The organism is Halobellus sp. H-GB7 (genome assembly GCF_030848585.1).
GTDB classification, from domain to species: Archaea; Halobacteriota; Halobacteria; order Halobacteriales; family Haloferacaceae; genus Haloquadratum; species Haloquadratum inordinatus.
The window spans coordinates 17,978-38,309 of sequence record NZ_JAVDDW010000008.1 but is presented as its reverse complement, the minus strand read 5'-3'; the positions used below and the strand labels follow the sequence as shown (position 1 = coordinate 38,309).

Sequence of the window (20,332 nt, the reverse complement as noted above, 5' to 3'; positions counted from 1 at the left end):
ATCCTCAGCGAACGCTCACTGAGGGTGGCACTGTGCAATCGCGCTGCGAACAGTATCCCGTTGACCAACGAATGTTAGGCGGGTACCGTGCTGCAGCGTCAGATCTGGTTTGGGAATCTGTGCATCACCATCACAGCTGACGAGCGCGACCAGGACACCATCCGGAAGGCACTCATCAAGTTCACGGATTGATTTCCCAATCAACCACTCCGCCGTAACTTCGATCTCCTGAACGTCTTTATCCCGGCCGAGATCAGTCATCCATTCCGATAGTGCAGGTCGCTCAATCGCGTTATCCATCTCCTGAGCGATCGCATCGCTCGCCGAGATTGCGCGGACGCCAAGCTCCTCGAACGCTTCGACATTATCTGGCGTATTCACGCGAGCAATGATAGTCTCGACATCGAATTTAGAGTTTGTGAGCTGCGCGATGAGCAAGTTCACATCGTCGTTGGCCGTCGTTGCGGCGACAGTTTTAGCATTCTCAATTCCAGCACTCTGAAGGACACTCGTATCAGTTCCATCACCGTGATGGGTAGTGAACCCAGCACCCCGTGCTGTTTCAACGGCTCGCTGGTCGGTATCGATAATAACGACACTTTCGCCCCGGTCCACCAGTTGTTCGGCGAGGCTACGACCGACGCGTCCCGCGCCAACTATGATGACTCGCATAGATCGTACGTCAAGTGTGTATGCGGTTCGAGCAAAGTCACCTTCGACTACGACTGCACGAAATTGAGATAGTGATAGAGATACGAGCGCATACCCCTGCTTTCCCGTGAGTGACGAGTGTTCCGACTCCAGTCGGAACCGAGGAGCGAACAGGCGGAGGTTGAGCGGACACTCTGGCGAAGAAAACCACCGTATTGAGGCCAGTCTGGATGACCAATCGAACGTTTTTGTTGTAGCTCAACGTACTGGAAACTGCTACGGAATCTGTGAAAAGTCAGTCCCCAACAGACAAGAAGTAGTGGCGAACTCAGTCTGTTCATCACACGGCAGTGACACCGATTCCGACGGGGCCTGCGTGACCAGGCCACTGTCCTATAGCGAGAGCGAAAGAGAGACTACCCCGGTGTCTCGCCGGTTCTCTCTGAGTGCGGGTTGGAACCGGGACGCCCTGCCTTGGCAGGCCAACCATCCGGTGGGCGGATGTCACGGCCTCCAGGTCGTGGGGGGTCACCTAATACATAGGCTCTGTTGAGTGCTGTTGGTTCTCTGCGTCCGCTATTTTCCTCTTTCCCAGACTAGTCGATAGAGATGTGGATAAGAAACCCAGTCAGTACCAGAAACAACCCAATATACCCAATTACGCTCGAAGCGTCGACTATTAACGGATGTTGAGGGGCCATAAAGGGACCAGCAATTCCTAGTAAGATACAAATCAATCCACAAAACATAATATAGGCTGGCCACCGTGGGGCTGTATTCGGCCGCTGAATCGATGTTTCGGGCATATGTGAGTTTTAATTGGCTATTTCAAATTCATCCTAGGTCAGTTCGTGGTGGGCAGTTGATCTTCCATCGGTAATCAAGGAACTCCATCAATATACTTCCTCGTGTCTAAGCGTGAAAGTGGGGCTTGGCCACCAGTACTGACACCGGTGGAAGATTGAGACGGCCATACGCCGGCTCAAACATACCTTTCAGGGGAAGTGCCACTCCTCGAACCGGTTGGCTCGAGCGATCTACTTCGGTGCTGCACAGTTGTTCTACAAATGAGCAAGGCGAGTGCCTCGGGGCTTGACCCCGAGGTACTTCACAACCTCTGGGCCGCCCTCAAACACGAACTCCCCTACCACCTCGGCGACCCCGCTGGGTTCCGGCTCACCGGTCTCGAAACGCTGCACGCGCTCCGCGAGGCTGACTTCAAACCGGGCAAGCGGGGGAAAATCTGCTAATCTGATATGTCTACAACATAGGCCTAAACTGGCCACTACTGTGAGTCTATCACCGGCAGGCCCAGCTGACAACTTTCATAGCCTATTTACCGAGACACACTACAACTGACGTATGACTGCTGTGAGACAGTATTTCTACCAAGCCGACCAATGGGCCAGGAACCTCTCCCGGGTTCGTTATGCAATCCTCTTGGGAGCGTCAGCGGCTATTGGCGTTCTCATAGTTGGTTTACTGCTGGGTCAGGAATTCTATGTCTTGCAAGCACTCACGATGGGGATAGTTCTGTTCGCTTTAGAGTACGCGTTTGGGAAGTACCAGTCTACAGAAGGGTAATCTCAAATCCAACGCATCCCCGACTCGCACTGTGTATTCAGAGGACTGCTGAAATATATCACCGATTGAGGGATTCACCAAGGTCGTCCATTCATAATCGGGGCGAGTGTCCGCAAGAGAACATCACAAGACAATTGTATCGGATCTAGGCGCGCAGTGGGACGAAAGGCATCAAGCTCGACAGTAGCTTAGAGCACCGAATGCAGCGAAACAGACAGGCCGCTACATACGACTCTACGACCAAGGAGTAGCAAAACGGCTTCAAAATGACTCATAATCGGCACTGTCTTGCGATTTGAGTCTGCATCAGCAGCTTCGAGAGAAGAACCGGAAGGACTCAGTCAGCTTCGTGCTGTTGCACGACTGCTGGCCCAGCCCGATCGCCGGCCGCCGCCTCGTCCCAACTCACCCCATCCACGGCCGTCAAGCGCCCGAAGCAAGACGGCCGCGAACACAGCGAGTACCGCCGGGAGCGAATCGTCAGATCCAGTTTCGCGCGGAAGTAGTCCGCCGGGTCCTCCGAGATCAACGCGCCTGGGTCGTCGTTGGCCACACACGCCGGGATCGCCGCAGTCGGATCTGACGGATCAGGCTCCGGGAAGCGATGCAACGCCCACCCGCGCTGACTGCGTAGTCGCAAGCCATACTCCGGCAGGCTCTGAATCGGGACCGGAATCTCCGTGCGCATCAGTCCGCCTGGCTGTCGGCCTGCTCGAGGACTTTCCGTTCGACGTCGGTCAGCGTCGGTTCCGCGGCTTCAGGTTCGGGAGGATCCTCCGGCGGCTCGGGGAGTTGCGCCGTGAGCATTCCCTCCGACTCGTCGAGTTCGAGCAGCACCATCGGATCGTCGACGATGAGTTCCGATTCTGCGACGGACGCATCTTCGGTCTCTTTGGCCACGAGCCCGCACGCCTCGACCATCCGTGCCGGAACCGTGAGGCGGTAGGAGGCGCCGCCGTCTTGCAATCGGACACAGTCCATCATCGCGAATCACCTGCTCGTGGTCGGGACGTGGGAATGCTGGTGGAAAGCAGCATACACCCACAACAGGAGGCAAAGACTATGAAATCGGAGAATCACCGGAGAGTCCATTACAGACCCATTGGATGCCTCAGGGATCTACTGTCTTAACAGGGATCAAGTGGGTTCCACACGAGGAACAGGATATGTCGGAGTCCCTCACGGAGTTGTTCGCAGACACGCGTGCCGTCCAGGAGGCCAACGGCAGTTACACGATCACGATCCCCAGCGAGATCGCCGCCCGCTATGGGATCGAGGCCGGCGACGACGTCCTGTGGTACGATGACGGTGAGAGTGACGAGCCGCGGTTTCTGCCACCGAGTGTTCGCGACACCTAAGAGCAGAGATCTGGCTGTCTCGGAGCAGTTATTGCGTCAAACCGCAGCACTGTGTGTCCTCACTCACGACTGAGTGTGTTTTCCAAATGTTATTTTTGTGGCGCAGACTAGGACCCGATATGGCGGACACACCCGTCGATGCAATCGACGCCCTCCTTGCGGACGCGACAGCGGAAGTCGATGATCCAGAAGTTCGATACAAACTCAGAACCGCACGCCAGCTAACGGATGTCATCGAACAGCATCACGACGACCTCGTTGCAGTAGCCGTGGATGCGACCAGTAGTGACGAAGTCGAAAAGCAGCTCCACGGGCGGAGGCACGGCAAGTAACTTACCCAAGGGCGATGACTTGATCAACGATTAGTATTGAAATCCCGCCACAATGCTTCTTTCCTGTAGGACGACCAGCGTTACCCCGAACACCAGTCAGTGGTATCGGTGACGGTCTCGTTTTCCAAGTCAACTGTAGCAGAGTAACACGTCTCGCCAGTAGCAGGGTCGCGGATCCTGACAGCGGCCTCGTCTTCGACGTATTCGGGATCGCGGTCGATTGTGACTGTTCCTGTCTTGTCACTGTCTTCAACCGTGAGGGAGAACGTCTTCTCTCCCGCAGCTGTCTCACTGTCCATTGAGGTACTATTGAGGCCGGTGAGGGTCATAGTCTGGACAGAGTCCACGGTCAGTTTGTGGACCGGTTCAACGGTCAGTTCGTACTGGTCTAAGTCCTGAAGTGCCTGTTGTACGGTCGCGTTGTCTCGGGCAATTGCTTTGGCTTGGCTGCGTTCACTGTCCGTCAGTGGGTCCTTGGTCTCCGTGTTCACCTGGTAGGTTCCACTGCCTTGTTGGTCGATTTCGATACTGTCGATCCGGGTCATATTGTCAAGGACGATAGCCTGCTGATCCCCTTGTTCAAAGGTGACGTTGTCTTCAGACACGACGAACGCTGCGCCCGGCCCGGAGGCGGCGAGGGGGACAGTCGCACCGGCCGCGGTGCCGAGGACAGCAAGCCCGACACCGAGGGCGGCGAGGACCACCAACAGGGTGAGACGAGACCACAGACCGGATTTCATTCGTATCTTGAACTTGGGTGAAAGAACACATTAGTGCTGCGTGAAACCGGTTGGAAAACAATTGGAAATGCGTTTCACAGGCATTTCACCCTGGTTTTACAGCGAAAAAGCGATACGAATTAGACAGAGTCCTCACTAACCCTGTTCATATGGACCTGTCAGCCCTCCACGGTAAGCGTCTTATTGCGGCGGCCATATTCGTCGCCGCGGTCTTGGTGCTTGCCGTCCAACTGATCACACCCTCACCGGTTATGGTCTCCATCGGTGATAACAGCGCACAGACTACCCAACTCGGCCAATACTTCACCTATACTGATGTCTCCCTCATCACGGTCGCAGCCTCTCTCCTCGGTGCCAGCGGCACCTACCTCTTAGTCCACGATCACACTACTATAGTCCCAGCAACCGAGTCATCGAGACCACAAACCACCGAAAATAGCGGAGAACACCCACCGACACGGCAAGAAGTTGGTGACGGACACGGCAGCGGTACTGTCCGATATGATACACCGAACCCTGAGGCCCGGTGGGAAGAGACGGCTGATCGGTTACACAACAACGAGGAAATCGTCTATACCGTCGTGCTTGAAGCCGGTGGTGAAGTTCCACAACGGGATATCGTCGAGGAAACCGAGTTGTCCAAGGCCACGGTCAGCCGTACCTTGGATACCCTCGAAAGCAAGGAGGTGGCCGAACGGAAGCGCAAGGGGATGGGCAACGTCGTCGTCCTTACCTAATTCTCGCTTAACGACCGGCTGAAACGGGTTCCCAACCGATTCTGCAATTCATTTCCAATCAATCACTTTCAGGTCTTTCATCTAATGGTCTACCTGGAGAGCACCACCCCTCCGGTGTTTGGAGGCTTCGGTGGTGACTCCACACTACGAGGAGAATTACGTACTATGCGCACGAAACTTGCCGTCCTTGCGGTCGCCGCACTGCTCGCCCTCGTTACAGGCAGTGTCGTCGCCGCAATGGGCGCACCTACGGCCGACACAGCGTCAGATGTTGCATTGCCCGCCAACTACACTGTCGATGTAATCAACTCCAGAGAGATGAGCGATGAAGAGGTCGATCACGCTATCGAGACAGCCTGGGCGAATGATACGGTTCGGAGCTACTTTGCAGACGATGTCACTGTCCACTTTGAGGTCTGGGCCTCTGGGTTAGACGAAGATGTGAGCCACGTCACGATTGCTCCGATTGATGAGTCCAGCGGGGCGCGAGTCCTCGCTGACGTCAACCTGTCGGAAGAGCAGGTCATCTACATCGATGAACCGGTGAAGCTCAACGCCTCCAGCGCCATCACGATCGACGCCGGCGACTACGGCCTCAACGGTACGGAACACAATCAGAATACGAATAGCGAAGAAAACACCACGAAGCTTGCAGCTGACCAAGCCACCCAAATAGAACTCAACGAGAGCTCAATTGAACGCGGTGGGGATGGCACCTTCACCTTCGAAGCCGGGGACGATGACAGAACCACTACGACCGTCTCCTCAGAAAAGGTTATCAAGATCGACCTGCCTCCAGAGAACCGCACAGTCAACGACTAATAAACATCTCCACCGAAAAAATCCCACGTCACCATCGCTACTGGAGGACGTCAGAAAGCTCGTCACCTTGTGTCCGAGCGACTTCGGGGTCGACACCGAGATCGCGAATCTCATCGTCAGTCGGCGGATGACCACCATCGCCTTCGACCGCGTCGACGACGGCGTCGAGGTTGTCGAGTGCAGCTCGCCGACTCCCTCCTTGTGCTGTCACGCCGACACGGAGGTCACGAGCCGCCCACTGTCCATCCGGGTTTTTCAGTAACCGGATTTCTCGCTCAAGAGCGTCCGTATCGCCTGGGCCGGCTCTTGCCATATCTCCTCTTATCGTACCTAAGCGCAAAGCACTTCGGGGGTTCGCCGTCTCACGCAAGTCGTCATTCCAATCGTCTCAGCAGACGTCCACAGGGAGACGACGTCCACGCGAACACAAGCGCACACGCAAGCACGATCGCGAGCATCGCGACGGCCACGCATCCGTGCCCACACGCAGACATTCGTGAGCGCACAAACGAACGCGCTGTCGCGTGTGCGAATTCAGCGCCCGCGCAAGCGTGCGGTTGCTGCGCCGGCGCGCACGCTTCCGGAATTCATATCGCCCGCGTGCGGCCGCTCGGCCGTATATAAAATGCAGGCGCGAGAGCACGCCCGCTCGCACGGTTGGTCGCCTGCGGTGGCCCCCCACCGCACGGGGGACACCCTTGAGAGTATAACTATTTACGCGCGTGCGTAGCTACTCGGATATCTGATAGTTGCGGCGGTTTTGCCCCGGATACCGGCCGGTTCCCGGCGGTCACCCCTGTACTTAAAGGCCGAACGAAACGAGACGGCGAGCCAATTGGCAAATGGGCAATTCAATCAGCAGCACCCACACCCGGGGTAGGATCGACCGGGGTGGCCTGCTCGCCGTCGACGGGGAGGCGCGCCACGGTGATCTGGCCGGCTCCTCCGGTTATCGTGGGCTCTTTGCCACCCGGAACGTCCTGGAGTTCGTCGAACCCCAACGCCTCGATCGGCGATTCGAGCCGGTCGAGGAAGGTTCCCGATTCGATAGAGAGCTGTCCAGAGCCGGGATCCGTGACCACGAGGCGATGTGGGTGGGCGTTCTGGCACTCGGCGATCACCCTGACGGGACATAGATCTCCGAGGAGTTCTGGTCGGTTGCTTCACCAGCGTTCACGGCGAGTTCACGGACGGCGCGGTTGCACGCGGGCAGCAGATATCTGGCAGCCAGTTGCTCACGCTCGCGAGCGTAGGCGTCGCTGTCGCCCAACGCAACTCGTCTGGCTGTTCGTTGCTCGAGTAGCTCGTAGTCGAATTCCTCGCCGCCCGGGATATTCTCGATCTCTCCCAGCGTGTCGTAGTCGAAGTCGTGGATCCACTCGGCGAGCTCCGAGACTGAGTCGAAGCCATCGAACCAGCGCTGTAGACGGATCTGTTGCCGTTGTTGATACTCGTCGAGAACCGGGCGCAGCACCGAATATGGGGATATGTCCGGATCCGGAGCGGGATCGTCATTGTCGACGTACTCGGCGGCCTGTGTGCGGAGCTGTCGAAGTGCTTTCCGACAGGCCGGGCGGAGATGCTTGGCGGCCTGCCGTCGACGTTCGGCTGCCCGCTGGTCCGCATCCAGGAACGATCGTGGGTGGTGGCGCTTCCGCGCCGCGGCGTTGTTCAGACAGCACGTGACAGTCACGTCCTTCGTTGGGAGCAGAAAGTACACCCAGTCGGCCACACGCCCGAGCGTGCGGTACTGGAAGGTGTGAAGCCACTCGAGGAGCTGTTGTCTTGAGGCAAATCCGTCCTCACGGAACGTCTGCAGTGCTCTGCGTTGTTCATCTCGGAGTCGGTTCAGCGCCGGACGGCGCGGCGCCGGTTCGGAGGTGGAGTCAGTCATACCCAGGAATAGCTGCAGCCCATTGTCTGGGTGCAGCAGCACTGTATGAATCGGGCTGGGAACGCCTAAGCCCGGGTGATTGGTGGACTGTATATCATTTCTAGCAGTCGTGTTGTGACTTGTGCAGCAGACTCTCAGACCAAGATGGTCTGGCAGGTCACACACCAGAATCGGATTCGTTCAGTACAGAGCACGCATTGGTCAAGAAGCCGGCGTCGAATCGCTAAGTATCGTCCAGTAACGAATACTCTGCTACTGCTGTTAACGAAAAATTGAGACCGTCGGTCACTACTCGTTGAGGAAGTCCCGAATGTCCTCCCCGGGCTTCCCTTCGATACGGTGGTGCTCCATCCCGAAGTCCTCGTTGTACTCGATGACGTCCATGTGGTCGTCATCGTTCGAGACGCTCATCACGTCACCATCGGCGCGACCGAGCTGGTCGAGGTCGAACTCCTCGTCGTACCGGAAGCCACCTAGATCGTCCCCGTGTCGTTCGAAGGTGAGATCGTCATCCATCATAATGGTTCACCGTGGGCGGGACCACATCTCTTACTACTGGTTCGTTTCTATAAAATATTGCTCTGAGGGGTACTCAGAGACCTGGGTCTCGTCGTTGATGAGAAGCTCTCAGACCTACCTACGGCTATTTTGTTGCTGACGAGAAGAAACAAACGACAACCAACTGCTGCATACACCCTCTATAGTGAACGATTCCTGTGTGGGAAGTCTTCTATGACACTCTGTACGACACGCTAGGTAGTGAGAAACACGGCAGAAAAGATCGTCGCGAGACCTGGTTTCTGGACACGAGGGTGGGTTAGGGCTAAGAAGACGCCCTTCCAGAACGCCGGCTACGCCGATGCGGGCGATTCTGAGCCTTCGCCGCGCGGTAGGCCGAACTCGACCTCGATCCGAACCGTGTCGTAAGGGACGTACGGCTTCTTCGCGCGACCGTCCTCCTCGAAGTGGATGATGTCGTACTCGGCCAGCAAGTGCAGATCGTCGTGGACGTCGTGCACATCACGGCCGAGACGGTCGGCTAACGCGCGGATACTTCCGGGCGGCTGCTCCATCACCGCTTCGAGCAGCTCCATCCGCTTATCAGTGAGTAGCCGGCGGAGCCGTGCGCGGTCTTCGAAGTTGACGACGTGCGGTACCTCCTCGCCTTGCTCCCACCGTTCAGCGCGCTCAATGGCAGCTCTCTGCGCCTGCTCCGCTGGGAGCGACGTGATGCGGAGGGTCGAAGGGTATTCGACCTCGTCCGGGTCGGGCGTGAATTCGTCGTGCGTGGGTTCGGTGTCAGTCGGTTCGTTGCTCATAGATTTCGTTCACCTCGTTCTGGAAGCTGTCGATCAGGTCGGAGAGACCTGTGAACTCCAACTTCGTGATGTCGCCCTCGGGTGGGTGCCGATGATGCCGACCGACATCTAGGTGGTAGGGCGCGTTGTCGTACCGCAGGAGCGTGTTGCCGCCAGCGTCATATACTGGAAGCTGTACTTCAGCCCCTCCGGGAAGTCCTCGCTCACCGGGACCTGCCACGCGACCATCTCGTACCGACTTCCGTCCGGTTTCTCGTCTTCCTCCCGGTACACGACCGTTGCAGGCATTTCCCCTATGTTGGGGTATAGTCCCAACAGAATTGAGTTTTGCCGTTGTACCCGGCATCCAGTCTGCTCACACAGACGAACAGGGTATCATAGAAGAGGTGCCACGGTGTTTATTTCACGGCTCGACAGCTGAATTGACCGTGAGAATTTGGTTGCGCGTTGACCAATGTCCTACCTCTCTACACAAATCTTAAATTCGTTTCTTGATCGAATCCTTGTTCCGTTTCCGAGATAGTTAAGTTGTGAACTAGTTACGAAACAATTATGTTTGAATTGGTCCACCAATATGCCCCCCAAAGTCCCGCTGGTCGAACTGCGACTGCCATCGTCGCCTGTTTGATTGGTGTCCCAGCACTCGTACTCGGAGTCGTTGGATTATCTGGAAACGTCGCGGCAGGACTCTTGTTCCTCTTGCTCAGTACTGTAACGCTTGGGGTCGCCGGACAATTGGTACGAGGGGTCGTTCGTCAGGCGAATGCGGCCCCTGTGGACAGTCTACAGGACGGTCAGCGGACAGACGAAGCGAACGAAACGCCAATTGAAACGCTTCGGCGACGGTATGCGGAAGGTGAACTTGATGACGAAGCGTTTGAGCAGCGTCTCGACCAACTCATCAAAACGGAAGAACTGGAGCAGCAGACGACCGAGCGCGAGCGCGTGATAGAGTGACTCCTGTGCTGGGCGATACGTCTCTCTTCTGTAGTGAACGATTCCTGTGTGGGTGTGGGGAGTCTTCTATGACACCCTGCTACACAGGAATTGCTCACTACAGAGGGTTGAGTCAGCACGGCGAACGCCTCAGTTATGGAAGCGTTTCGCCCTCTGCGTAGCAATTAAACCGAACACTTGTGGTTGCGATTTGCTCGGCATCCGGGTCAGTCAACGAGACCGTGTATTCACCGTGAACCGGTGGGGGGCCCAACGGTACCGCGTAGAGTTCGCCACTGCTGGAGCCAAACACGGAGTAGTCCTCGGGGTCAAGACTGCTCATCCCCCGATTGCTCATAAGTGGAACTGACGCGACGAGGTCGCCATCACTATCTCGTATCCTGACTGCGTGGTACCGTTCTTCAGTAACGGTTTGGTCGGAAACGAGTATCCCGAGAGAGACCTGTTCTTCACCCCGTATTGGAGCAATCCTTCGAAGATATTGCGAACCGCTGCCCACGCCTCGACTGGAACACCGCGCGATGAGTTCTTCATCACCGAGACAGCCAGCGGTCGCAGTCACGGTGGCGGCAACACCTGCTATCACTTCACGTCTGGAGGGCATAGCACCAGATGTGTGTCCACGTATTGTAATGATACTGGTACTGCGGCATTCGAGTCGAAGAGTAGGTAGTCAGGAGAGCCCGAATCACGAGGGGTTAGCGGATAATTAGACGTTTGTAAAATAGCGTAGATGGCGATCGGAACCCCCCGGGGTTGACTTACTTTACTGGACTACGCGCGGGCGCGTAATCGGCAGCGGTGCACCGTGAGTTCTGTACGAATGATCAGTCGATCACGACACCCGAAGTTGGCTGTGGAGTGATCTTGAAGTCTGAGTCACAGCACAGGACAGTGGACGTCGACGAAAGCAGGACCTACACTGAGACATCCAAGTTGCGCATCAGTTCACTCGTAAAGTACCTTGGGGTCAAGTCCCGAGGCACTCGCCTTGCTCATCCGTAGAACGTAGGACAGACCTCGAGGTAGCGCTCAACGCGAGCGTCGGACCAGTGGGTGTAGTTGTCCATCGTGTCCTCTTCGTCGCCACGGAGGAGTTTGGTGGTTGTTGCGTGGCTTCCGTTCGTGGTCGCCTCGAGGCGCTCATCGAGCACCGAGGTCGCCCAGTGGCGGAAGTAGTGGACATTGATGTTGTCGTCGTCGTAGGCTTCGTACCAGTAGCCAAGATCCTCAGAGTGTCGTCTGATTCGTTGCTGGACTGTCTGTGGATGGATGCGTTGCCCCCAGTTGTCGGTCAGGCTGACGAAGAGCGGAGTGTCGCTAGTGAGTGGTCCTGGATGTACAGCGAGCCACCGAACGAGGAGATCGCGAAGTTCTGTGTCGATGGGGATAGTCCGTTGGACGCTAGTTTTGTTAGAGGCCTTGGGGAGCCGGTTCCGTTCGTTCCAGTATTCACCCTCTTCTGGTTCCGGTGGGATATAGAGGAAAGGGCGGTCTTTGTGCCGGAGCGCTTGGTGGGTGTTCCAGTCACAAGCAGGGTGATCAAGGTAGATGTCCTGTAGGTCGAGATTGTGGGTCACGCCTCTCCGGGCCGTCGTTTTCGCCAAGAACGCGGTAAGTGCCTCCCAGAGCGGGTGATTGAACGAGCGGATGTATTCGCTCATATCGCTCACAGAGATGATTTCTGGGTTCCGCGATGCTGTGCTGCCGATGATCTTGTCGCCACCTTCGTCGAGGGCGAGTTCAATCGGGTTACCAGTTTCTGTGAACCACGAATGACCGCGCTTCAGGCAGAATTCGTAGAACTGGCGAATGGTTTTGACGTTGCCAAGTTCAGATGACCCTCTGTAGTTAGGATACGCAGACAGTGCCTGGAAGTACAGATGCGCGTGATCGATCGAGAGATCCTGTGGGCGGAGACCACCAGTCGTCCAGCTCACGTCACGCTCGTGGGGGAGTGCGTCACCCCACTGGTCGCGCTTTGCGGCGATGGTATCGTCGTCATCATCCTCGTAGATGATCCAGGAGAGATCATCGGACAGCCAGTCACGGAATAGGTCGACTCGGTTCTCGATAAGCCGTCGGCTAGCATCGGCCGAGTGGCCGTGGCGCTTCTCGACGAACCAATCCAGGGGCGGTTGGTCCGGGTCGCTACCGTGGCGGACCGTCCCGTAGTGGGCGTCACTCATTGATTCGGAATTCGAAGCCATTCTGTTCGACCGGCGAATCTTCGGTGGCAGCAAGTTCGAGGAGTCGCTCCGAGATCTGTTGCTGGAGGCCGTTTTCGAGGATGTCGTCAAGTTCGGCAAAGTCACCAGTCAGCGCCTCGAGGATGATCGCATCGAGTTCACTCGCGGCCGATTGTGTGTTGCTATCTGTGCCGTTGAGCATACGTGGGTCAAGGTCCGCAAGGGTGGACTCACCAGCTGTTATCATCGCACGGAAATACTCGGAGCCGCTGCTGTACCCCTCGGCATTCATTCCGCGGTCTTTCATCTGCTTTGGCATCGAGACGTATGCGTTGACTATTTCGTTTCCTGACATAGTTTCGTCCACCCACTTTGTACAAGTGGACTTGATTTGAGCAAGTGGATTGAGCCATATAGTTCTTGTTCTGATTAAACAGAGAAATGAATCAAGAGAGACGGAGAGAGCAATTATTCTGGAGGAGATTCGTTTAATTCAGTGCTTTTATTCTGTAATCGCATTACTGCGAGGAGGTTCGAGAATGGTAAGTTCATTTTTACCCCCCGATATGAATAGATCTGGGATGGGTAGGTCTGATTCATTCGGACCTACTCAATACAAGTCAGATTGTATTTGAGGGAATCGGATTCAATCAGAAAGATCTGCTTTCTGATATAGAACAGGTAGGAGTGAGCAGAAGTGTCACTTGGACATCCATTAGAGATATAACATTTCAGAGTATTCTCGGAGACGAAGGTCACACGATGGGTGAAGAGACAATTGCCTATATAAACGAGCGCGGAAGCGTCGTCATTGACAAAGAGATTCGCGAGCTGATGGAATTCGATGGAGAGAAGGCCAAAATTCGAGTCGAGGTGAAGGAGGTCATCGAGATCCTCGACGAGAATGGCAACTCAGTCTCGGATTCCGTGAAGATGGTCCCCGGAATCATCGGTGTCTTCGCATACAACGCCCTCCGCGGCATCTCCTGGGCGCGGCTGAAAGATGGACTTCTCCGGGCACATCCAGTGTTCAAATATCCGCTAAGCAAGGTGACGGCATCGAAGATCGCCGCCTCCTGGCTCCTAACAGGTCTGCTCGCTCTCGGACTGCTGACCCAGAGTGGGGCGCTCAACGCGCTCGCAGCCGGCAATCCAACCGAGTGGGCAGGTCTGCTTCTCGCAGTCAGTCTGGGTGTGGGCGTGCTGGTTCAGCAGCTGCCAACTGGTGAGGAAACCCTGCAAGCGCTGCTCGCCGAAGGGCAAGAACCAACGCCGCAGGCATAGCGCAGTCGGATCACTATTTTATTCGTCGGAAGTCGCAGACCCGTCCGTACCCACCAGCGGAGTCAAGAAGTGCTCGAGCGGCTACGGCACGCCAAGATAGCCTGCTGCTTCTTGGGCGATCGTGTCCGTTGTCTCTTCGAGAAGCCGGCCTTCTGTTGCCTCGATGTCTGCGTGACGGATCGAAACGACAGTCCACGGGTTCACGTAGCTGTCTCGAGGGAGGCCGCGTAAACTACCCCACCCTACTCGCTCACGGCTTGGCCGTTCGCTTCGTTGAGGGTGGGGCTTTCGCGTGGACTCCCGCTCTGGCCGGAATCTTCGGCAGGAGATTCATATTCTCCGTTCGCGTTCATCATCCCGCGATTCAAGCGCACGCCTACGGGTGCGCCTCCGCCGTCCCCAGTTTGGTTACGGCGGAGATACCGCAGTCCGATGTTCTTGGCCGCGTTGTAGTCGGCGTGGTTCTCGTAGCCGCATTTCAGACACTCGAACTTCTCGCCGTCGCGGTTGTACGGGTGCGTGAATCCACAGTGTGAACAACGGCGTGAGGTGTTCTCCGGGTCCACTTGCTCTACGTCGATGCCGTGCATCTCGGCTTTGTATGCGACGTACTCGTATAACCGCTCGAACGCCCACTTGTGCCCCCACGATGCGCCGGGCAGTCGGTCACGGATGCCGGTCAACGCCTCGAACGCGACGACTGTACACCCGTTCTCGGCGGCTTCTTCGATGATGCCGTTGGCAATCCGGTGGAGCATCATCGTGAACCGCCCCGTTTCTTTTCGACCGACCGACTGGATGTTCTCGTGGGCGTGGCGTGACCCACACCGCTGGAGTGACGCCCGCCGGTTCTCATACTCGCGCCGCCAGTGGTCGAACTCGTGACCGCTCCAGAACGTGCCCGTCGAAGTGACCGCGAGTTGGTTCACGCCGAGGTCAACGCCGAGGACTGTGCTGTGCTCGGTCGTTGCCTGCTCCGGCGTGTCGAACTCCACCTCCGCCTTTGTGCGAAGATGAAGGGACCACTCGCCGTCCGTGTTGTGGAGTTCTGCGCCCGTCACCTCGTAGTCGTCGTTGTCGAGATACCGGCTGTGAGGTGTGTCACGGTCCTCGTCTGGCAGAACGTACTCGACTTCGATACGTCCATCTACGGTCGCCAGCGACACGTACTCGTCGTGGAACGTGGCGCACCGCTTGTCGTAGACGGCAGTCGGTTGCGAGAAGTGTGGTTTGCCAGCGTACTCGCCCTGTTTCCAGCGAGCGACGACGCCCTGTACGGCGTCGGCGGCCTTGTTGCGGGCGTTCTGGACGAGATTCGCGTGCAACCGTGTCCGGTCGCGTACCTCGTCGTAGGTTTCCTCCTGCAACTGTGCCTTGCTGGTCGTCTTGTATTCGCCCTGCCAAGCGTGGTCCACGACGTAGTTGGCAGCCAACAAAAACTCATCAACTGTTTCGCGGAGAAGGGCGGCGTCGTGGCTGTCCACGTCGAGTTTGACTGGAACAGTGCGCCGCACCTCCATACGTCAGATGGGTAGACGGTAGTTTATTAACGTTGGGGAGAACGGGCGGCTACAGTCCGTGGTCTGTGCCGGAGTTGTCGGCTTCCTCCCCGGCCTACTCGCGTCGTCCTTCCGACTGGTCGGAAGCACTCGCTCCTTGAGGCCGGGGGCTCCGCCTCGAAACTGCTGAAACGAGTGGGAGACCCAGTGAACGAATCGAGGTGTTTCACTCGGAGCGAGGGATCTGCACCACACGTCGCTGCATATTCAGTTGTTTCAGTGATCACTCTGTCTCGTCCGCCTTCTGTGCCTCGTCAATCGCCCTATCTAACTCTGCATCCGGCAGATGCTCAACAAGCTCAACCCGACGTGATCGCTTCATCAGAGAGAATACGCTGTCCGAATATTCAGCTATTGCGCTGACCACTCGAGCGAAACGAGTGAGTAGGGAGGGAGGAGGATTCCGAGCGCAAAGCCCTGTCCAATTTCGAATCGGAAGTGATTGCCCCCACGATTTTCCAAATAGAAATCTACTTGCTATTGAAACGTGGACTCGGTTATATGCACGGGCGATATGGTAAGCTCGAATACTCACAGCTTACGAAACTCGGATTCTTATTGGGGCTTGGTATGTTCGTAGCCGGGGAACTCGGAGAGTTTGGCCTCAAAACTGCTGGGATGGCGATCCCGCCGTGGGAACATACATTGTTGGTGGCGATCGCAGGAATTGGCGTTGTTGTCGCACTGTTGTCTCCGTTTGTGTTCGGTATCGTGCTACCTCTCACTGAGTAGACTTGCCCGCGATCAGCAGCGGACTGGGTTCACTGCACAACGACCGTGACCTACGCCTGCTCGTTAACGGGGTCTCACGAGTTGTTCCGGGAGCGTGTCTGGTGAAAAGACCATCCGTGTTCGGTTAACACTCCCAGTAATATTCTATGGGGTTCGAGATTGCCTGAGCCGGGTGTAGACGGCGGAATCGACCGATACTCAAACCCTCCAGAACCGTCGGATCGGGCTTAACTGAACACGGATGCATCCGTGTTCGGTTAAGACGACAAATCAAGAGACTGCGCTCGATTGACGAAGCTATCGTTGGAGACCGCGTGGGGAGAGAATGTGCTGATTCGACTATGAGATTATAAAAAAAAAAAACCGCTGTGACAAGGGCTCTATGACACCCTAAATAGTAGCAGTCATTCGAGCACGTCGTCGATTCCTTCCGACACTTCACCAGTCTGAACGTGACGGTAGCTCTCGTTGGTGACATCGATCGACTGATGCCGGAGCGCTTGCTGTGCCAACTCGGGATTGCGTCTATAGAGCGTGTCACCGAGGCCGCGCCGAGCTCCGTGAGGACGCAGTTTTTCACCGTCTTCCCGGATGCCTGACTCTTCGCAGAGTGCTTCGATGATCGAGCGTGCTCCCGACGTGGACAGCGTCGGCGGCGTGATCTCGTGTTCACGGTAGAGGTCGAGGACGTTCGCGGGCGTCACACCCTCGACGTCGTCAGGCAAGCCGCCGTAGAGCGTCGGAAGGTGTCGGGTCCGAAACACCGGCCACGACTCGTCTGGTGGATTCTGACGTCGCTTGTGCGCTCGGACGAACCGGCGGGCTCGTTCAGGGAACGGGGCGTGTTGTGTTTTCATCCCCTTCCCGTAGACCTCCAGCTTGGCACCGTCGAAGTCGACATTGTCCCAATTGAGACCATCGCGCCGATCATCACGTGGATCACGCACGACCTCGCTGCCGCGTACGCCCGAATAGGCGAAGATCGCCACGAGTGCGCGGTCTCGAACGGCGGCCTCGCCATCCATCCAGTCGTGGTCGAGGGCATCTTCGGCCCGCCAGTCAGCCCAGCGGACGATCTCTTCTCGCGTCGCCGGTGACCAGAATTGTTGCGTCGTTCGCCCCCCGTCATCTACAGCTGGAAGCTCGTTCTCTGCAGCCTCGGTGCGGGCAGGATTCGATTGGAGCCAATCGCGCCGGGCTGCGTACGTCAGCAGGCCGGCGACGACGTCGAAGTAGTTCTGTGCCGTCGACGCGGCGATCGCATTGCTCTCGGTTCGGCGTCGGAGCCGCGTCGCGTAGTTCGTGAGCAGTCGCTTCGAGACCTCGTCGATGTTCCTCACCCCGCGGTCTTCAGCCCATCCGATCCAGCGCTCCAGGATGTGCGTGGCGTTGCTCGCATAGACGCCAGAGTCCTGAGCTCCGAGATACAGGCGAGCGGCGTCCTGGAGCGTTGTCTCGCTGCCGCGATCCGCGGGGGTAGCGTCGTTCTGAGCGAGATCTACCATCTGTGCTTCGCATACAGTGGCGACCCACTAATAGCCACTGCACACTACTGTTCTAATGTTAAGTGGGAAAACTCAGAATCTAATCTGCCGTAATCAGTCAATACAGCAGCTATAGCGCGAGAATATTGCCATAGAAGAAGTGTATGAATTTTATATCGCTATACAGAGTATGGCGACTGGGGAAGCACACGTTTTCGGGATCTCAAATTATACCAACCACTAGAATACTGATAATTTCTTTGCGTGGCGGTACCGATTGACAAGACAGCTATGAGTGTAAGAGAGATCTGAAACAGTCGATTTGGCACCTAATGTGACGAGTTGAAACCGTTCGCCGCCGCGCTCAAAACTACGGTGACGTCTCAACGAATATCGGCGGTCGATGACGACGCCCCCGCGCTTTGAGAACGATCGTCTATCACGCTGGGAAAGTATTCGTGCGATCAACACGGCTTGTTTGACAAAGCGGAAGGAGGGAGTTTGCACAGAAACACTTCTTCCGCTTCATTTCAATCGTTTTGACGACACACCCCAACGCAGTCCGTGGATCCAATAGGCCAGTATCAAAATATTAAAAGAACGAGATGAACCAGAGTCGCATATGGTCAAACGACGAGACTTTCTCAGAGGATTTGCCGGTGCAATAGCGTTCGGTGCTGGAAGTACTCTCACAGCCACACGAGCGAGAGGCAGCCAGCAGGGGCGCAGGGCGACGTGGGGGACGTACGGAGGGAGTCAAACCAACACGAGCAACAAGACGGAACTTCCCTCAGCGACCGAGACGCCTCGGCAACTCGCAAACTGGAACACCGCATCCGGAAATGACGTACTCGACCCCAGCTCGATCGTCGTCGGCGACAAACACGTCTACGGCGTCTCCGACCAACTTTACGCTCTTGACAAGCAGACAGGTGAGGAAGTCTGGCGGTTCGACACCGGCGGTCGAACGAAATCCACGCCCGCAATCGCTGACGGAACGATCTACGTGCCGGTTCCAGACAACGGCAACGTGTTCGCTGTCGACGTCGAGACTGGGCAGCGACAGTGGAACCGAGTTGTCGATGGGCTGGCGGGCCAGACGAGTGTTACAGTCGCCGACGGCACCGTCATCGTTCTGGGCCAGACCACCTATGGCTGTTATCCCTGCCGGCAGAAAGCGGCCGTCGTGGCGCTCGACGCTGAGGATGGCGAGCTTGAGTGGGACACGATGGTCAACGATATGAATCACGACATCCCACAGCGGGCGCCAGCAGTTGCCAACGGGAAGGTCTACATCACCGTGAGAAGCGGTGGCCTGTACGCTTTCGACATCGAGTCAGGCGAGAAGAGTTGGCTTCTCGGCATCGGTGGCGAGACGTTCACTCCACCGGTCATCGTGGACGAGACGATCCTCGTCACCAGCGGGCCTCGTGTCCACGCAGTGGATCTTGAGACTTACGAGGAGCAGTGGCGGTTCAAGACGGCCGGGCAGATCGGAACTCCTCCGGCGGCAGCAGACGGGAGCGTCTACGTCGCGAGTGGCGACGGAAACCTCTACGCGCTCGATCTCACGAACGGCCAACGGGACTGGAACGTTCCCGTCACGACGAATCAGTACGGCCTCGAGTTTCAGAAACCCTGCGTTGCTGGCGATACCGTATTGGTCGGGAACCGGAAGATCCACGCCTTCGACACGGCAGACGGAGCCGAACTGTGGACCTCTACCGCACTGGTCGACGAATCATCGCTGCTGCTTTCGCGGTTCGTCCCGGGCGAAAATCGGATCTATTGGTCGAAAGGGATTCTAACGACTGAGCCCCCTACGCCGACACCGACCCAGACGCCAACATTAACGACCGCTGCCGAACCGGAAGACACGACAGGTCCGGAGCCGACGTCCTCGTCCAGTGCGCCCGGCTTCGGTGCAGCAGTTGGTGCGGCAAGTGTCGGCGCCGTGGCCGGATATCTGGCTCGTCGTGAGCAGCAATCAGAGTGAACCGGCTCGGGGCCCAAGCACCAATAATTCGCCTACTTGACGAGGAGCGACTCGCGACAGGCTGAACGGACTGCTCCGTCGGCCATCTCTTCAAGATCAGTCCGCTGGCCGGTCCAACTACAGACTTGACTCCATCCGTGTTCGGTTAAGCAGAGAAACCAACAGGCAGCGCTCTGGTGACGAAGCTATCGTTGGAGACCGCGTGGGGAGAGAATGTGTTCAAGCAACTCTCCCCGGATCTCATACGACGGCGGTTGACTTCCCTGTTTCCAGCCGAGCTAATCGAAGACATCGCGCGCGAGCGCGATGTCGTCTATGCATTGAGATAGCTAGTCTCAACTATTGTTCGTGTTTGGAATTTGAGATTACAGAGGGTTTAGCAGGGCTGTGATGCGTGAATTTGACCGATTCGATCGGCGGAAACTGCCCCAGATGGCTCTCCAGGCTGCTATTCTTGTCACACACCCAACTATATGGACAACTCTTCGAGACTTCCAGCAGCGTAGCCACTCATAGGGATTATCGTAACTATTCGGAGATTCTCGCCGTATCGTCTGGCGAGAAATCTATGAAGACTTACGATAACCCTATCAGTGTAGCGTCAACTCTCTCCTTGCGAGTGTTTCCCTTCTTCCCCTCATCAATCGGGCGGTAGTATCAACCTCTGACAGAAACGGGATGCAAGAGTTAGAGA

Annotated in this window: 21 protein-coding genes and 2 pseudogenes; 8 read left to right on the top strand and 15 right to left on the bottom strand. The window is 56.7% G+C overall.

Going from position 1 to position 20,332, the window contains the following annotated elements; all coding sequences use genetic code 11:
• Window positions 1–15 precede the first annotated feature (15 nt).
• A pseudogene (locus RBH22_RS13080) lies at window positions 16–687 on the bottom strand (TrkA family potassium uptake protein); the annotation flags it as partial.
• 1,031 nt (window positions 688–1,718) lie between these two features.
• Here RBH22_RS13080 and RBH22_RS13075 point away from each other — a divergent pair.
• Complete coding sequence (locus RBH22_RS13075) at window positions 1,719–1,901, top strand: hypothetical protein (protein ID WP_306677743.1); 183 nt, start codon at window positions 1,719–1,721, stop codon at window positions 1,899–1,901.
• Window positions 1,902–2,572: 671 nt separating this feature from the next.
• Here RBH22_RS13075 and RBH22_RS13070 read toward each other — a convergent pair.
• Both RBH22_RS13070 and RBH22_RS13065 read right to left on the bottom strand, forming a co-directional pair.
• Window positions 2,573–2,923 carry a hypothetical protein gene (locus tag RBH22_RS13070; protein WP_306677742.1) on the bottom strand — a complete coding sequence of 117 codons (351 nt, stop codon included), beginning with the start codon at window positions 2,921–2,923 and terminating at the stop codon, window positions 2,573–2,575.
• Window positions 2,923–3,219: a hypothetical protein gene (locus RBH22_RS13065; protein ID WP_306677741.1), complete on the bottom strand. Its 297-nt coding sequence runs from the start codon at window positions 3,217–3,219 to the stop codon at window positions 2,923–2,925. The genes RBH22_RS13070 and RBH22_RS13065 overlap by 1 nt, the downstream gene beginning before the upstream one ends.
• Before the next feature lie 182 nt (window positions 3,220–3,401).
• Here RBH22_RS13065 and RBH22_RS13060 point away from each other — a divergent pair, with 182 nt between their 5' ends.
• Together RBH22_RS13060 and RBH22_RS13055 are read left to right on the top strand one after the other, a co-directional pair.
• The gene (locus RBH22_RS13060) at window positions 3,402–3,593 is read left to right on the top strand and encodes an AbrB/MazE/SpoVT family DNA-binding domain-containing protein (RefSeq protein WP_158599412.1); all 192 of its coding nucleotides are present in this window, start codon (window positions 3,402–3,404) and stop codon (window positions 3,591–3,593) included.
• A gap of 119 nt (window positions 3,594–3,712) precedes the next feature.
• Window positions 3,713–3,925 carry a hypothetical protein gene (locus RBH22_RS13055; protein ID WP_256546686.1) on the top strand — a complete coding sequence of 71 codons (213 nt, stop codon included), beginning with the start codon at window positions 3,713–3,715 and terminating at the stop codon, window positions 3,923–3,925.
• 80 nt (window positions 3,926–4,005) lie between these two features.
• Here the strand turns inward: RBH22_RS13055 and RBH22_RS13050 are convergent, their stop codons facing one another.
• On the bottom strand, window positions 4,006–4,629 hold the full coding sequence (locus RBH22_RS13050) for a hypothetical protein (RefSeq protein WP_306677740.1): 624 nt from the start codon (window positions 4,627–4,629) through the stop codon (window positions 4,006–4,008).
• Between the two features lie 185 nt (window positions 4,630–4,814).
• On the opposite strand from RBH22_RS13050, the gene RBH22_RS13045 reads away from it, so the two are divergent.
• Both RBH22_RS13045 and RBH22_RS13040 read left to right on the top strand, forming a co-directional pair.
• Window positions 4,815–5,402: a transcriptional regulator gene (locus RBH22_RS13045; RefSeq protein WP_306677739.1), complete on the top strand. Its 588-nt coding sequence runs from the start codon at window positions 4,815–4,817 to the stop codon at window positions 5,400–5,402.
• Window positions 5,403–5,486: 84 nt separating this feature from the next.
• Window positions 5,487–6,224 carry a hypothetical protein gene (locus RBH22_RS13040; protein ID WP_306677738.1) on the top strand — a complete coding sequence of 246 codons (738 nt, stop codon included), beginning with the start codon at window positions 5,487–5,489 and terminating at the stop codon, window positions 6,222–6,224.
• Between the two features lie 37 nt (window positions 6,225–6,261).
• On the opposite strand, the gene RBH22_RS13035 is transcribed toward RBH22_RS13040, so the two are convergent.
• From RBH22_RS13035 to RBH22_RS13010, 6 genes and pseudogenes are all read right to left on the bottom strand, one after another.
• The gene (locus RBH22_RS13035; RefSeq protein ID WP_306677737.1) at window positions 6,262–6,537 is read right to left on the bottom strand and encodes a type II toxin-antitoxin system HicB family antitoxin; all 276 of its coding nucleotides are present in this window, start codon (window positions 6,535–6,537) and stop codon (window positions 6,262–6,264) included.
• Between the two features lie 538 nt (window positions 6,538–7,075).
• The gene (locus RBH22_RS13030) at window positions 7,076–7,306 is read right to left on the bottom strand and encodes a hypothetical protein (RefSeq protein ID WP_306677736.1); all 231 of its coding nucleotides are present in this window, start codon (window positions 7,304–7,306) and stop codon (window positions 7,076–7,078) included.
• 35 nt (window positions 7,307–7,341) lie between these two features.
• Window positions 7,342–8,118, bottom strand: coding sequence for a hypothetical protein (locus RBH22_RS13025; RefSeq protein WP_306677735.1), 777 nt, complete (start codon window positions 8,116–8,118; stop codon window positions 7,342–7,344).
• Window positions 8,119–8,406: 288 nt separating this feature from the next.
• Window positions 8,407–8,637, bottom strand: coding sequence for a hypothetical protein (locus RBH22_RS13020; RefSeq protein ID WP_306677734.1), 231 nt, complete (start codon window positions 8,635–8,637; stop codon window positions 8,407–8,409).
• A 332-nt stretch (window positions 8,638–8,969) separates the two neighbouring features.
• Window positions 8,970–9,437 (bottom strand): transcriptional regulator, encoded by a 468-nt coding sequence (locus tag RBH22_RS13015; protein WP_306677733.1) that lies wholly within the window; start codon window positions 9,435–9,437, stop codon window positions 8,970–8,972.
• A pseudogene (locus RBH22_RS13010) lies at window positions 9,418–9,725 on the bottom strand (DUF6516 family protein). The gene RBH22_RS13015 and the pseudogene RBH22_RS13010 overlap by 20 nt, the downstream one beginning before the upstream one ends.
• Window positions 9,726–10,211: 486 nt before the next feature.
• Here RBH22_RS13010 and RBH22_RS13005 point away from each other — a divergent pair.
• Entirely contained in the window at window positions 10,212–10,394 is a 183-nt protein-coding gene (locus tag RBH22_RS13005) for an SHOCT domain-containing protein (RefSeq protein ID WP_233560698.1), read from the top strand.
• Between the two features lie 133 nt (window positions 10,395–10,527).
• Here RBH22_RS13005 and RBH22_RS13000 read toward each other — a convergent pair whose 3' ends face one another.
• From RBH22_RS13000 to RBH22_RS12990, 3 genes are all read right to left on the bottom strand, one after another.
• Window positions 10,528–10,998, bottom strand: coding sequence for a hypothetical protein (locus RBH22_RS13000; protein ID WP_306677731.1), 471 nt, complete (start codon window positions 10,996–10,998; stop codon window positions 10,528–10,530).
• Between the two features lie 391 nt (window positions 10,999–11,389).
• Window positions 11,390–12,583 carry a hypothetical protein gene (locus tag RBH22_RS12995; RefSeq protein ID WP_306677730.1) on the bottom strand — a complete coding sequence of 398 codons (1,194 nt, stop codon included), beginning with the start codon at window positions 12,581–12,583 and terminating at the stop codon, window positions 11,390–11,392.
• On the bottom strand, window positions 12,576–12,938 hold the full coding sequence (locus RBH22_RS12990; protein ID WP_306677729.1) for a hypothetical protein: 363 nt from the start codon (window positions 12,936–12,938) through the stop codon (window positions 12,576–12,578). The genes RBH22_RS12995 and RBH22_RS12990 overlap by 8 nt, the downstream gene beginning before the upstream one ends.
• Window positions 12,939–13,345: 407 nt before the next feature.
• Between RBH22_RS12990 and RBH22_RS12985 the strand changes: the two genes are divergently transcribed.
• Window positions 13,346–13,867, top strand: coding sequence for a hypothetical protein (locus tag RBH22_RS12985; protein ID WP_306677728.1), 522 nt, complete (start codon window positions 13,346–13,348; stop codon window positions 13,865–13,867).
• Between the two features lie 242 nt (window positions 13,868–14,109).
• Here RBH22_RS12985 and RBH22_RS12980 read toward each other — a convergent pair whose 3' ends face one another.
• Both RBH22_RS12980 and RBH22_RS12975 read right to left on the bottom strand, forming a co-directional pair.
• Window positions 14,110–15,387 carry a transposase gene (locus RBH22_RS12980; protein ID WP_306677727.1) on the bottom strand — a complete coding sequence of 426 codons (1,278 nt, stop codon included), beginning with the start codon at window positions 15,385–15,387 and terminating at the stop codon, window positions 14,110–14,112.
• 1,175 nt (window positions 15,388–16,562) lie between these two features.
• Complete coding sequence (locus tag RBH22_RS12975; protein WP_306677726.1) at window positions 16,563–17,663, bottom strand: tyrosine-type recombinase/integrase; 1,101 nt, start codon at window positions 17,661–17,663, stop codon at window positions 16,563–16,565.
• Between the two features lie 601 nt (window positions 17,664–18,264).
• Here RBH22_RS12975 and RBH22_RS12970 point away from each other — a divergent pair.
• Window positions 18,265–19,638, top strand: coding sequence for a PQQ-binding-like beta-propeller repeat protein (locus RBH22_RS12970; protein ID WP_306677725.1), 1,374 nt, complete (start codon window positions 18,265–18,267; stop codon window positions 19,636–19,638).
• Window positions 19,639–20,332 lie beyond the last annotated feature (694 nt).

Excerpts from the sequence above, each read along its gene's own strand:
- RBH22_RS13040 (WP_306677738.1), top strand. The coding sequence starts at position 5,487 with ATGGTCTACCTGGAGAGCACCACCCCTCCGGTGTTTGGAGGCTTCGGT.
- RBH22_RS13025 (WP_306677735.1), bottom strand. The coding sequence starts at position 8,118 with ATGACTGACTCCACCTCCGAACCGGCGCCGCGCCGTCCGGCGCTGAAC.
- RBH22_RS13000 (WP_306677731.1), bottom strand. The coding sequence starts at position 10,998 with ATGCCCTCCAGACGTGAAGTGATAGCAGGTGTTGCCGCCACCGTGACT.
- RBH22_RS13020 (WP_306677734.1), bottom strand. The coding sequence starts at position 8,637 with ATGATGGATGACGATCTCACCTTCGAACGACACGGGGACGATCTAGGT.
- RBH22_RS13045 (WP_306677739.1), top strand. The coding sequence starts at position 4,815 with ATGGACCTGTCAGCCCTCCACGGTAAGCGTCTTATTGCGGCGGCCATA.
- RBH22_RS12985 (WP_306677728.1), top strand. The coding sequence starts at position 13,346 with ATGGGTGAAGAGACAATTGCCTATATAAACGAGCGCGGAAGCGTCGTC.
- RBH22_RS12995 (WP_306677730.1), bottom strand. The coding sequence starts at position 12,583 with ATGAGTGACGCCCACTACGGGACGGTCCGCCACGGTAGCGACCCGGAC.
- RBH22_RS13070 (WP_306677742.1), bottom strand. The coding sequence starts at position 2,923 with ATGCGCACGGAGATTCCGGTCCCGATTCAGAGCCTGCCGGAGTATGGC.
- RBH22_RS13060 (WP_158599412.1), top strand. The coding sequence starts at position 3,402 with ATGTCGGAGTCCCTCACGGAGTTGTTCGCAGACACGCGTGCCGTCCAG.
- RBH22_RS13065 (WP_306677741.1), bottom strand. The coding sequence starts at position 3,219 with ATGATGGACTGTGTCCGATTGCAAGACGGCGGCGCCTCCTACCGCCTC.
- RBH22_RS13035 (WP_306677737.1), bottom strand. The coding sequence starts at position 6,537 with ATGGCAAGAGCCGGCCCAGGCGATACGGACGCTCTTGAGCGAGAAATC.
- RBH22_RS13055 (WP_256546686.1), top strand. The coding sequence starts at position 3,713 with ATGGCGGACACACCCGTCGATGCAATCGACGCCCTCCTTGCGGACGCG.
- RBH22_RS12990 (WP_306677729.1), bottom strand. The coding sequence starts at position 12,938 with ATGTCAGGAAACGAAATAGTCAACGCATACGTCTCGATGCCAAAGCAG.
- RBH22_RS13015 (WP_306677733.1), bottom strand. The coding sequence starts at position 9,437 with ATGAGCAACGAACCGACTGACACCGAACCCACGCACGACGAATTCACG.
- RBH22_RS13075 (WP_306677743.1), top strand. The coding sequence starts at position 1,719 with ATGAGCAAGGCGAGTGCCTCGGGGCTTGACCCCGAGGTACTTCACAAC.
- RBH22_RS12970 (WP_306677725.1), top strand. The coding sequence starts at position 18,265 with ATGGTCAAACGACGAGACTTTCTCAGAGGATTTGCCGGTGCAATAGCG.
- RBH22_RS12980 (WP_306677727.1), bottom strand. The coding sequence starts at position 15,387 with ATGGAGGTGCGGCGCACTGTTCCAGTCAAACTCGACGTGGACAGCCAC.
- RBH22_RS12975 (WP_306677726.1), bottom strand. The coding sequence starts at position 17,663 with ATGGTAGATCTCGCTCAGAACGACGCTACCCCCGCGGATCGCGGCAGC.